The following is an 11,040-nucleotide window of genomic DNA, read 5'->3' as shown; positions in this document are numbered from 1 at the left end:
AGCCCGCCGATGGCGGACAGGCCGATGGCCTGCGGATCGGCGAAGGCGAGGTACACGGCGCCGAGCGTCTCGGTCTTCCACAACGCGCGCGCGCCGATGAAATGCTCGTGCGAGATCACGGCGTCCACCAGGGCGATGTCGTGGCGCACTTCGTGTTCGCCGGCGATGCGGACGTCGAGCCGCTTGTTGGCGGCCAGCGCCTGCGCGGCGGGAATGCGCCCGCTGGCGAACAGGCCGGTGGCAAGGCCGGTGATGGTGGCCTCGCGCATTTCGGGATAGGCGTTGTTGGTGCCGGTGGAGATGCCGGCAATCGGCACGCGGCCGCATTCGCGCACCACCGCGCGATGGGTGCCGTCGCCGCCGAGCACGATGATGGCGGCGACACCCGCCTCGCGCATCATGCGCGCGGCCTGGAAGGTGTCGTCCACGCGCGCGGTGACGGGCATGTCGAGGTAGGCCACCTCGGGCAGCGCGGCGTCCGGTCCCTGGCGGCGCGTCAGATGGCGCGCCAGCAGCACGCGCATGCCTTCGCGGTCCGGCATCATCAGCACGCGGCCCACGCCGCAGGCGGCGAGCGCGGCCAGCAGGCGCAGCACGATGTTGACGCGGTCGGCCAGCTGCAGCGTATTGGCGTTGGCGATCACGCGGCGGATGTCGCGCGCCGAGATCGGATTGGCGATGATGCCCACCAGCGGCCGCGCGGCCAGCGTCTGTTCACCCATGCCTGGTCTCCTGCCGTTTTATCTTGTGGCAGGCATATCGCAATGGGCGTGCCACCCGGCGCACACGCAGGCAAGGCAGCAAAAGGGCGGAAAAAGCGCGGGATTACCCGCAGAAAAAACGGCTACTGGCGAGACAGCCGGGGCCGCGCTGTGACAGGTGTCACAGCATCAGGTGTCAAGCCGCGCGACACCTGTCGCGCAGTCAGTGCGGCGCGTCGCGCTGGTTGGGCGAGGCGATGCCATAGCGCGCCATGCGGCGGTACAGCGTCATGCGGCTCACGCCGATCTGGCGCGCCACCGCGCTGAGGTTCCAGCCCGCCGCGCGCAGGTACTGCATCAGCAGCATGCCCTCGGGCGGAAGCTGGTGCGGATCGAAGTGCGGATCAAAGTGCGGACCGGGGCCGGCGACCGGCGCCGGCTGGACCGCTGGCGCCGCCGCGTCGGCAGGCGGCAGCGCGGGCGCCAGCAAGCCCGGTTGCCGCGGTGCGGCGCCGATGCCTTCGGGCAAATCTTCCACTTCGACATGGCCGCCGGTGCAGACCGCGCGCGCGTATTCGAGCACGTTGCGCAGTTCGCGCAGGTTGCCGGGCCACGCATGCGCATGCAGGCGCGCGCGCGCCGCCGGCGACAGGCTGACAGTGGCGCTGACGGCGGCGGCGCCGAGCATCTTGCCGATCAGCCAGTCCAGGTCGGTGCGCTCGCGCAGCGGCGGCAGCACGAGGCGCGCGCCGTTGAGGCGGTAATACAGGTCTTCGCGGAAGCGCCCGCTGCTCACCAGTTGATCCAGCGGATGGTGCGTGGCGGAAATCACGCGCACATTGACCGGCACCGGCCGCGCGGCGCCGATGGCCAGCACCTCGCCTTCGGCCAGCACGCGCAGCAGGCGCGATTGCAGCTCGCGCGGCATGTCGCCGATTTCGTCGAGGAACAGCGTGCCGCCGTCCGCTTCCTGGATCAGGCCGCGCTTGGCGCGCGGGCCGGCGCCGGAGAAGCTGTTGGGCAGGTGGCCGAACAGTTCGCTCTCGATCAGCGTCTCGGGAATCGCCGCGCAGTTGACCGCCACGAACGGCCCGCCGCGGCGCGCGCTGGCCTGGTGCAGCGCCTTGGCGAGGTATTCCTTGCCGCTGCCGGTCTCGCCGTTGATCAGCAGGTTGATCGGCGAATCCACCAGCCTGGCGGCGCGCTGCAATTGCTGCTGCAGCGCGGCATCGCCGCCGCACAGGGCCGCCAGCGGCGCCTGCAGCGGCGCGCCGCGCGCCACCGCGGCCGGCTGCCAGCGCGGCGCCGGCGGCATCACGCTCAGGTAGAGCCGCCTGCCGCTGCGCGACAGTGCCAGCGCGCGCTGCTCGCTCGGGCGCGAATGGACGAAGCGGCCGAGCTCGTCCAGGCGGGCGTCGAACAGCGCCTCGAAGGCCATGCCCAGCACCGGCGCGCCCGATACGCTCGATACGCCGCCGCCCGCGCCAAGCTCGGCCTCCAGCATCTGCTGCGCGCGCCGGTTGTGGCCGCTCACGCGGCCGGCGGCGTCGAGCGCGAGCAGGTATTCCGGGTTCACGTCGACGAATTCCGGCGCCGCGTCGAGCTTGAGGATCCAGTCCTCGCGGTGGCTGCGCAGGAAGCTGGCGTTCTCGATGTGGCTGGCGTAGATGCGCACCATCTGCAGCGCCAGCCCCTGGCTGTCCTTGGCCTGCGGCGAGGTCAGCGCGGAGATGTCGAGGATGGCGCAGAGGCTGCCGTGCGAGTCGAACAGCGGCGCGGCGGTGCAGGTCAGCGGGATGTGGGTGGCGTCGAAATGGTCGGCCTGGTGCACCGTCAGCGCCTGCCCGGTGGCCAGCGCGGTGCCCACCGCGCAGGTGCCGGCGCCGGCCTCGCTCCACTGCGCGCCCAGGTACAGGCCGGCGCGGCGCAGGCGTGCGTCGGCATTGGCGTCGCCGAGGTAGTCCACGGTCACGCCCTGCGCGTCGGTGAGCAGCACCACGTAGCCCATGCCGGCCACCTGGCCGTAGAGCGTCTGCAGGCCGTGGCGGGCGATGCGGGTGAAATCGTCGATGCGCTGCTGGTGCTCGCGCAGCCGCGTCTGCGGCAGGATGCGGGCCTGCTGCATGCGCGCGGGGTCGAGCCCGTACTGGTGCACGCAGCGCCGCCAGGAATTCTGGATGATGGTCTCGGGCGCGCGCGGCAGGCGCGGCAACGGCGCGCCGGCGTGCGTGGTGAGCTGGACTACCGTGTCGATGTGCTCGCGTTGCCGCAGGTCCATCGTCGTCTCCTTGTCGTCTCCCGGCGTGGCGCCGTCCGGCTCTGCGTGCCTCTGGATGACGGGCGGCCGGGAATCCTAATGTATCCGACCGGGAGCGGCTTGGGCAAACCTCTTCATGCGATGTGCGCGGGCAGGCCCATGCGTGCGGCGCAGCAATTTTCGTATCCGTCCAATGTCCACGGCTCGGGTTTCGCCTTAACTTCGAGGCCTCCCACTCGCCCACGCCGGCCCATGCCGATCCTGTTCCCCCCGACCGAAGTCATCACCAGCGCACTCGACGGCACCCGCTACATCGTTTTCCAGGGGCCGGACCTGATCTCGAACGAACTGAGGAAGACCGGTGGCTTCGAAACATGGCTGCGCCCGTTCTTCGAAAAGCTGCTGCGCAACCAGTTGCCCGGCACCATTCTCGACGTCGGCTGCAACATCGGCACCTTCGTGCTGCCGCTGGCGCGGCAGTATCCGCTGCACCGCTTCGAATGCTTCGACGCGCAGCGGCTCGCGCTCTATTGCCTGGGCGGATCGATCGCGCTGAATTCCCTTTCCAACATCAACACCTACCATCTCGCGCTGTCCGACCGACCCGGCGAAATCGAGGCGCAGATCCCGGACTACCCGAGCCACAACAACATCGGCAGCTACAGCTTCGACGCGGAATTCAACGCTTTCCATCGCCGCAGCCCGCAAGGCGTGGCGGTCGAGCGGATTCCCGTGGCGACGCTGGACCAGGGCGAGTACACCGATATCCGCCTGATCAAGATCGACGTCGAAGGCATGGAGCTCCAGGTGCTGCAAGGCGCCCGGGAACTGCTCAGGCGCAACCACTATCCGCCGCTCGTCTTCGAGACGTGGAAATTCGCGTGGTTCGCCGAGCGCAGGGAAGCGCTGATCGCGTGGGTGGAAGCGCTGGGCTACGAGGTCTTCCACTGGGGCTGCGACAGCTTTGCCCAGCATCCGGCCCGCGAGGAAGTCATCCGGTTCTAGCGTTCCCTGGCCGCGAAGTGCGGGCGCCGCGCAAGCGCGCACCGGCGGCGCGGAACGGGCGGGCGCATCCGCGCATCCGCCCGCACATCCGCGCGCGCGCCGGCTTCAGCAGCCGAGCCGGTCGGCCAGTTCCGTCATGCTGCCGGCCACCACGTCCCAGTCGGACTCGGCGGCGCGGTCCTTGGACTGGTTCGGCCCGTATTCCGTGGGCCGGTTGACGTAGGCCGTGCGCATGCCGTGCGAGCGCCCGTGGCGCAGGTCGCCGTTGTGCGCCGCCACCAGCATCACCTCGTGCGGATGCAGGCCGAGAAAGCCGATCACGCCGCGGTAGATGCGCGGATCGGGCTTGAAGTGGCGCACCACGTCGGCGCTGTAGATCGCGTCCCACGGCAGGCCGGCGTGCCGGGCCGTGTCGATCAGGCACGGCACGCTGCCGTTGGAGAACGTGCTCAGGATGTAGCGCTGCTTCAGGCGCGTGAGCCCGGGCACGGTGTCGGGCCAGCCCGAGAGCCGGTGCCAGGCGCGGTTGAGGTAGTCCTTCTCGGCCTCGTCCAGGCCCTGGATGCCGAACTCGTCGAGCAGCACGTCGAGCCGCTCGCGGTGCAGCACGTCGATGTTGGCCCAGGGCCGCGCGCCTTCGCGCACGCGGTCCATGCCGGGCACGTAGCCGGCGCGCCAGGCGTCGGCGAACGCCACCCAGTCCGCCTCGATGCCCTTGCGCTTGCCGAAGGCGGCGAGGTCGGCGCTGACGCTGCTGCGCCAGTCGACCACGGTGCCGAACACGTCGAACACCAGCGCCTTCACTTCGCCGAGGCCGTGCTTGCCGGCGTCCGCCGCCTGGCCGTTATTGCTGTCCATGTCTGCTCCCGTTGCGGCCGCGCTCAGGCGCTGGCCTTGTCGAGCAGGGCGATGTCGTCGGCGCCGAGCTGCAGGCGCGTGGCGGCGATCAGGTCGTCCAGCTGCGCCACAGAAGTGGCGCTGGCGATGGGCGAGGTGATGCTCGGCCGCGCGATCAGCCACGCCAGCGCGACCTGCGTCGGATTGGCGCCGCGGCGTGCCGCCACTTCGTCGAGCGCGGCCAGGATGCCCAGGCCGCGCGCGTTCAGGTAGGCCTTGACGGCCTGCCCGCGCGCGCTGCTCTTGTCGAGGTCGGCCTCGGAGCGGTACTTGCCGCTCAGGAAGCCGCTGGCCAGCGCGTAGTAGTTGAGCACGCCCAGCCCTTCGCGCAGCACCAGCGGCTCCAGCTCGCTCTCGTATGCCGCGCGGGTGTAGAGATTGTAGTTCGGCTGCAGGCTCTCGTAGCGCGGCAGGCCGAGGCGGGCGCTGGTCGCCAGCGCTTCGGCCAGGCGCGCGGCGCCGTAGTTGGAGGCGCCGATGGCGCGCACCTTGCCGGCCTTGATGAGGCGGTCGTAGGCGTCCAGCGTTTCTTCCAGCGGGGTGTCCTGGTCGTCGGTGTGCGACTGGTAGAGATCGATGTAGTCGGTCTGCAGTCGCTGCAGCGAGGCATCGACGGCGCGCTCGATGTACGCGCGCGACAGGCCCTTGCTGCCTTCGCCCATCTCGATGCCGACCTTGGTCGCCAGCACCACCTCGGCGCGCTTGCCGCTGCGCTTGAACCACTTGCCGATGATGGTCTCGGATTCGCCGCCCCGGTTGCCGGGCACCCAGCGGGAATAGACGTCGGCGGTGTCGACGAAATTGAGCCCGGCGCCGACGAAGGCATCGAGCAGCTTGAAGGAGGTGGCCTCGTCGGCACTCCAGCCGAACACGTTGCCGCCGAATGCCAGGGGCGAGACTTCCAGCCCGGACCTGCCCAGTTTGCGCTTGGTGATGCTTGAGGTCATCCGTTTTGCTCCGCGAGTTGCATGCGATGTGCCCCCGTCAGGCCGGCCCGTCGGCGGCAGGGTGCCGCGCCGGTGGCCGGCGCGGCGAAAAGCACATTGTAGGCAGGGAACGGAAAGCTTGCTGGCGGGGTCCGCGGCGGCCCCTTCCGTGCGTCAGCCGCGCAAACTCAGAGCGCGGTGCGCGCGACGGGCGCGAGGTCGCGCATGGCCTGCGCGGCGATCTCGAACGAGCGCAGGCGGGCTTCGTGGTCGTAGATCTGCGCGGTCAGCATCAGCTCGTCCGGGCGCAGGTCGTCGACGAAGCGCTGCAGGCCGGCGCGCACGCCGGCCGCGTCGCCCACCACCGAACAGGCCAGCGAGCGGCGGATATGGGTGGCCTCGGTCTCGCTCCACAGCGTCTCGATGTCGTCCACGGGCGGACGGATCGGGCCGGGCGCGCCGCGCACCAGCGCCAGGAACTGCTGCTGCAGCGAGCTGAACAGGCGGCGCGCCTGCACCTCGGTATCCGCCGCGAACACGTTCAGGCCGAGCATGACGTGCGGGCGGTCCAGTTGCTCGGACGGGCGGAAGGTCTGCCGGTACAGATCGACCGCCTGGCGCATGAAGCCCGGCGCGAAGTGCGAAGCGAACGCGAACGGCAGGCCCATCGCCGCGGCCAGCTGCGCGCTGAACAGGCTGGAGCCGAGCAGCCACAGCGGCACCTTCAGGCCCGCGCCGGGCACCGCGCGCAGGCGCTGGCCGGGGCGCGGCGTGTCGAAATACGCCTGCAGTTCTTCGACGTCCTGCGGGAAGGCGTCGGCGGTGTCCTGCGTGGCGCTGCGGCGCAGCGCGCGGGCGGTGGACTGGTCGGTGCCGGGCGCGCGGCCCAGGCCGAGGTCGATGCGGCCCGGGAACAGCGCCTCGAGCGTGCCGAACTGCTCGGCCACCACCAGCGGCGAGTGATTGGGCAGCATGATGCCGCCCGAGCCCACGCGGATGGTGGAAGTGCCGTTGGCGACGTGGCCGATCAGCACCGCGGTGGCGGCGCTGGCGATGCCGGGCATGTTGTGGTGCTCGGCCAGCCAGAAGCGGCGGTAGCCGAGACGCTCGGCGTGCTGCGCGAGCGCAAGCGTGTTGCGCATGGCCTGGCCGGCATCGCCGCCTTCCACGATGGGCGACAGGTCAAGCAGGGAGTAGGGGATCATGGCGGCACTCATGGCGTAGATGCGGAACGTCGATGGGGGCGACGGACTGCGGCCGGCTCGACGATTTATTGAACGATCGCTATATTAATCACAGGCTGGTGCGACTGGCAACGGAAAAATATAATGACCACTATGAAAAAGAGTGTTTCCGGCGCGGGCCGCGGACGGCCCCGGCAATTCGATCGCGACGCGGCGCTGGGCCAGGCCCTGGCGCTGTTCTGGCGCCACGGCTACGAGTCCACCTCGGTCGCGGCGCTCACCGAGGCGATGGCGATCACCGCCCCCAGCCTGTACGCCGCCTTCGGCAGCAAGGAGCAATTGTTCTACGAAGCCGTGGACCGCTACGCCGAGACCCACGGCGCGCTGCTGTACGGCCCGCTGGAAGCCGGCGGCAGCGCGCGCGACGCGGTGCACGGCCTGCTGGCCGGCGCGGCCGCGCTGTTCAGCGCCAAGGGCAGCCCGGCCGGCTGCTTCCTGATGAGCGGCACCAGCTGCTCGGCGGACTGCGCCTACATCGAGGACACGCTGCGCCTGCGCCGCCGGGAAAAGGAACAGGCCATGCAGGCGCGCATCGAGGCCGGCATCGCCGCGGGCGAGCTGCCCGCGGGCGCCGACGCGGCGGCGCTGGCGCGCTTCTTCAACGCGGTGATGCAGGGCATGTCGATGCAGGCGCGCGACGGCGCCACGCGCGCCGCGCTGGAAGGGCTGGCGGAGATGGCGATGCTGGCCTGGCCCGCGCCGCCCGCAAGGCCTGCCAAGGCGGCCAGAACAAAGGCGCCGCAGAGGGTTTAGGAAGCCGGCGGCTCCGGCCGCCGCCACAGCCACGCCAGCACGCAGGCCATGCACGCGATCGCGGCATAGGCCAGCCAGGGCCGGTGCATGCCGTACAGCAGCACGCCGGCGCACACCGTCATCGCCGCCGTGGCGCTCCACTTGGCGCGGCGGCTGACCATGCGGCCGTGGTGCCAGTTGTAGAGCATGGGGCCGAACACGCGGTGGCCGAGCAGCCATGCGTGCAGCCGCGGCGAGCCCTTGGCCGCGGCCCACGCGGCCAGCAGCACGAATTCCGTGCTCGGCAGACCCGGAATGAACAGGCCGAGGATGGCCACGCCCAGGCTGGCCAGCGCCAGCGCGGTCAGCAGCGCGCGCGCCGCGCGCGTGCGCGCCAGGCGCAGCGGGGCGTCGTCGGCCTGCGCCGTGGCACAGGCCCGGGGCGGCACGGCGTCGCGCGGGCCGGCTTTGGCGTCATCCACGGCGGTTCACCTCGGCGGCAAACCGCGCCGCGCCGCGGCAAGGCGGGCGGCCCCGTGCGTGAGGGCGGCAACGGCAGGTGGCATGGAATGGCTTCTCTCGGTTCGGCTGGTGGTGCGCGGCTGGGTCTCATTGTCCGCGCCGCCGCGCCGCGCGGCAAGGCGTGGCCCGCGCGACCCCGGCGGCGATGCGGCTTGCGCGCATATGCAAAGCCGAATTCCTTCGTTGAGCACGCCGCGCGGCACGGCATATGGTAGCGCTTTGGCGGCAGGCGCCGCCCTCTTCCCTTGCCAAGGAGCCTCGCCATGACCGTCGCCGCGACCGCCGCTGTGACCGCCGCCGTGACCGATTCCACCGCGGACGCCGCGCGCCGGCACGCCGCCGGACAACCGCTCACCGTGCACCCGCTGTCCGCGCACATCGGCGCGCGCATCGACGGCGTGGACCTGCGCGCGCCGCTGCCGCCGGCACAGGTGGCGGCGATCCGCGCCGCGCTGCTGAAGTGGAAGGTGGTGTTCTTCCGCGACCAGCACCTGTCGCACGAGCAGCACATCGCCTTTGCCCGGCAGTTCGGCGAGCTCACCGTCGGGCATCCCGTGTTCGGCCACGTGGACGGCTTTCCCGAGCTGTACTCGATCAGCAAGCACCGCAAGGCCAACCGCTTCGAGGGCCAGGCGATCCAGCGCCCGTGGACCGGCTGGCACACCGACGTGACCGCGGCGGTCAACCCGCCGGCCGCCTCCATCCTGCGCGGCGTGGTGATCCCGCCCTATGGCGGCGACACGCAGTGGACCAACCTCGTGGCCGCCTACCAGGGCCTGTCCGAGCCGCTGCGCCGCATCGTGGACGGCCTGCGCGGCGTGCACCGCTTCACCGCGCCGGCCGGCGCCAGCGCCACCGGCGAGTTCGAGCGCGCAGTCAAGAGCCGCTCGCTGGTCAGCGAGCATCCGCTGGTGCGCGTGCACCCCGAGACCGGCGAGCGCGCGCTCTACGTCAGCCCGAGCTTCCTCAAGTCGCTGTCCGGCTTCGCGCCGCGCGAGAGCCAGCAACTGCTGGAGCTGCTGTGGGAACACGTGGTGCGCCCGGAATACACGGTGCGCTTCAAGTGGGAGCCGGGCAGCATCGCGTTCTGGGACAACCGCGCCACCGCGCACCTGGCGCCGGCCGACATCTTCGACCTCGATTTCGACCGCCAGCTCTACCGCATCACGCTGGTGGGCGACGTGCCGGTCGGCGTGGACGGCCGCCCCTCCAGCGCGCTCGAGGGCGACCCGGTGCTGGCCGCGCACGGCGCGGCTTCGTAGCGCGGCGGCGCCGGCATCGGGCCGACAGCCGCCACAGACAAGCGCAGGGCCTCAGCGCGCCATCAGCGAGCCCATAGCGCCCGCGCCACCGCGTCGCCCGCCGCGCCGCCGCCGAACACGCGCTGGCCGATGGCGAAGCCGAGCTCGCGGTAGCTTTCCCACTGCGCCTCGTCGAAGAACTGGTCGCTGGTGGGCTCCTGCGGGAAGGCCGGATGGCTGGCGCCGTATTGCCGCACGTCGGCCGGCGCGCCGGCGAGCGGGCACGGCTTGAGCAGCACGATGCGCGCGACCGGGCTGCGCGCGGCGGCGGGCTCGCCGGCGCGATAGACGTTGAGCAGCAGCGCGCACTTGTCGCCGGTTTTGTCGCCAGCTTCGTTGCTGCCCGCGCCGCGCGCCTGCGGCGGGAAATCCGCGGGCGTGCCGAACACGCCGCCGAGCAGCGGGTCCTCGGCGGCGGCGCCGTCGACCACGATCTCCAGCCCCAGGTCGATGCGTGCCAGCCGGATCAGATTGGCGAGGTCGCCGAACTGGTAGCGCGGGTCCGCCCCGCAATCGCACAGCACGATCAGCGACACCCGGCGCTCCGGGCGCAGCAGCTCGTAGACCGCGGTGTTCTCGAAGTGGCCGCCGTCGGACAGGTATTGCCAGCCGCGGTGGGTGCCGTGGAAGCGCGCGCTCAGCTCGCACGCCAGGTAGTACTGCGTGCGGAACAGCGAGATGCACGCGCCCAGCCACGGCCTGCCGGTCCGGTCGGCCTGCACGCGGTCGCGCTCGGCGCCGCCGGCGCGCGGCGCGCTGCCGGCATCGAGCGGATAGGACGGCCACCACGTGCCCAGGCGCAGGTTGGCCTGCCCCAGCAGCAGCGAGGTGCCGAGCGTGGTGGAACGCCCCAGCCCCGTGGAAATGGCCGCGCCCGAGGTGGCAATCCAGTCGCCCAGCGTGCGCGACTGCGCCAGCTCGCTGCCGCCGGCCTTGTGCGTCTCCGGAAAGAAGCGCTGGCCGTCCACGGTGAAGCGCACGAAGGCATCGGGCGGCAGCCCGCGCGCGGTCGTGGGCGGCAGCGTGAACGGCCCCGGCGCGATGCACAGCGGCTTGCCCTTGCGGTCGCGCTGCACCAGTTGCTCGGCCGGGTCCACGGTCAGGTTGAGCGTGACGTTGATCAGGTGCAGCGGCGCCAGCATGGCGGGATCGTAGTAGGCGTTGAGGCTCAGCGCGTCGCCCTCGGCCGGCTCCGCCACGCTCAGGCGCGCGCGCTGCGCGGCGTGCTGCCGCGCGGCGGACCCGGCGCCGGCGGGCGGCGCGAAGCGCTGGCCGTTGGAGCCGCCCAGGTAGGCGCGCGTGAGCCGCGCCGAGTAGAACTGCTGCAGCGTGGACAGATTGAGGAAACCGGCGAAGCGCCCGGCGATCAGCGTGAGCCCGAGCGCCAGCGTGCTCAGCGTGCCCAGCACGGGCGTGGTGTAGGCATTGCCGAACACCAGCCAGTCGACCGGCTCC

At 71.4% G+C, this 11,040-nt stretch carries 9 protein-coding genes and 1 pseudogene; 3 read left to right on the top strand and 7 right to left on the bottom strand.

Going from position 1 to position 11,040, the window contains the following annotated elements; all coding sequences use genetic code 11:
• Together K206_RS0111060 and K206_RS0111055 are read right to left on the bottom strand one after the other, a co-directional pair.
• Window positions 1–722, bottom strand: a 722-nt coding sequence (locus K206_RS0111060) for an ATP-NAD kinase family protein (RefSeq protein ID WP_020202477.1), incomplete at its 3' end; no start/stop codon positions are given.
• 202 nt (window positions 723–924) lie between these two features.
• Window positions 925–2,979: a sigma-54-dependent Fis family transcriptional regulator gene (locus K206_RS0111055; RefSeq protein WP_020202476.1), complete on the bottom strand. Its 2,055-nt coding sequence runs from the start codon at window positions 2,977–2,979 to the stop codon at window positions 925–927.
• 231 nt (window positions 2,980–3,210) lie between these two features.
• On the opposite strand from K206_RS0111055, the gene K206_RS40835 reads away from it, so the two are divergent.
• A complete protein-coding gene (locus tag K206_RS40835; RefSeq protein WP_020202475.1) occupies window positions 3,211–3,963 on the top strand; it encodes an FkbM family methyltransferase in 753 nt (250 codons plus the stop codon).
• A 105-nt stretch (window positions 3,964–4,068) separates the two neighbouring features.
• On the opposite strand, the gene K206_RS0111045 is transcribed toward K206_RS40835, so the two are convergent.
• The 3 genes from K206_RS0111045 to K206_RS0111035 all read right to left on the bottom strand — a co-directional run bounded on the left by K206_RS0111045 (window position 4,069) and on the right by K206_RS0111035 (window position 6,991).
• Window positions 4,069–4,821: a haloacid dehalogenase type II gene (locus tag K206_RS0111045; protein WP_020202474.1), complete on the bottom strand. Its 753-nt coding sequence runs from the start codon at window positions 4,819–4,821 to the stop codon at window positions 4,069–4,071.
• A 23-nt stretch (window positions 4,822–4,844) separates the two neighbouring features.
• A complete protein-coding gene (locus tag K206_RS0111040) occupies window positions 4,845–5,807 on the bottom strand; it encodes an aldo/keto reductase (protein WP_020202473.1) in 963 nt (320 codons plus the stop codon).
• Between the two features lie 167 nt (window positions 5,808–5,974).
• Window positions 5,975–6,991: an LLM class flavin-dependent oxidoreductase gene (locus K206_RS0111035; protein ID WP_020202472.1), complete on the bottom strand. Its 1,017-nt coding sequence runs from the start codon at window positions 6,989–6,991 to the stop codon at window positions 5,975–5,977.
• A gap of 123 nt (window positions 6,992–7,114) precedes the next feature.
• Here K206_RS0111035 and K206_RS0111030 point away from each other — a divergent pair, with 123 nt between their 5' ends.
• Window positions 7,115–7,783, top strand: a complete 669-nt coding sequence (locus K206_RS0111030) for a TetR/AcrR family transcriptional regulator (RefSeq protein WP_052165855.1) — start codon at window positions 7,115–7,117, stop codon at window positions 7,781–7,783.
• Here K206_RS0111030 and K206_RS0111025 read toward each other — a convergent pair.
• On the bottom strand, window positions 7,780–8,244 hold the full coding sequence (locus tag K206_RS0111025; RefSeq protein ID WP_020202470.1) for a YbaN family protein: 465 nt from the start codon (window positions 8,242–8,244) through the stop codon (window positions 7,780–7,782). The two genes, K206_RS0111030 and K206_RS0111025, sit on opposite strands and share 4 nt — an antisense overlap.
• Window positions 8,245–8,547: 303 nt before the next feature.
• Between K206_RS0111025 and K206_RS0111020 the strand changes: the two genes are divergently transcribed.
• The gene (locus K206_RS0111020) at window positions 8,548–9,546 is read left to right on the top strand and encodes a TauD/TfdA family dioxygenase (RefSeq protein WP_020202469.1); all 999 of its coding nucleotides are present in this window, start codon (window positions 8,548–8,550) and stop codon (window positions 9,544–9,546) included.
• 62 nt (window positions 9,547–9,608) lie between these two features.
• Here the strand turns inward: K206_RS0111020 and K206_RS43665 are convergent.
• Window positions 9,609–11,040, bottom strand: a pseudogene (locus K206_RS43665) (hypothetical protein); the annotation flags it as partial.

Source organism: Cupriavidus sp. WS (genome assembly GCF_000395345.1).
Taxonomy (GTDB): Bacteria; Pseudomonadota; Gammaproteobacteria; order Burkholderiales; family Burkholderiaceae; genus Cupriavidus; species Cupriavidus basilensis_B.
Note: the sequence above shows the minus strand (reverse complement) of the source record. Positions and strands in the feature narration are given on the sequence as shown.

What these genes read in the sequence shown, in the direction of transcription:
- K206_RS0111055 (WP_020202476.1), bottom strand. Translation starts at nt 2,979, where the DNA reads ATGGACCTGCGGCAACGCGAGCACATCGACACGGTAGTCCAGCTCACC.
- K206_RS40835 (WP_020202475.1), top strand. Translation starts at nt 3,211, where the DNA reads ATGCCGATCCTGTTCCCCCCGACCGAAGTCATCACCAGCGCACTCGAC.
- K206_RS0111045 (WP_020202474.1), bottom strand. Translation starts at nt 4,821, where the DNA reads ATGGACAGCAATAACGGCCAGGCGGCGGACGCCGGCAAGCACGGCCTC.
- K206_RS0111040 (WP_020202473.1), bottom strand. Translation starts at nt 5,807, where the DNA reads ATGACCTCAAGCATCACCAAGCGCAAACTGGGCAGGTCCGGGCTGGAA.
- K206_RS0111035 (WP_020202472.1), bottom strand. Translation starts at nt 6,991, where the DNA reads ATGATCCCCTACTCCCTGCTTGACCTGTCGCCCATCGTGGAAGGCGGC.
- K206_RS0111030 (WP_052165855.1), top strand. Translation starts at nt 7,115, where the DNA reads ATGACCACTATGAAAAAGAGTGTTTCCGGCGCGGGCCGCGGACGGCCC.
- K206_RS0111020 (WP_020202469.1), top strand. Translation starts at nt 8,548, where the DNA reads ATGACCGTCGCCGCGACCGCCGCTGTGACCGCCGCCGTGACCGATTCC.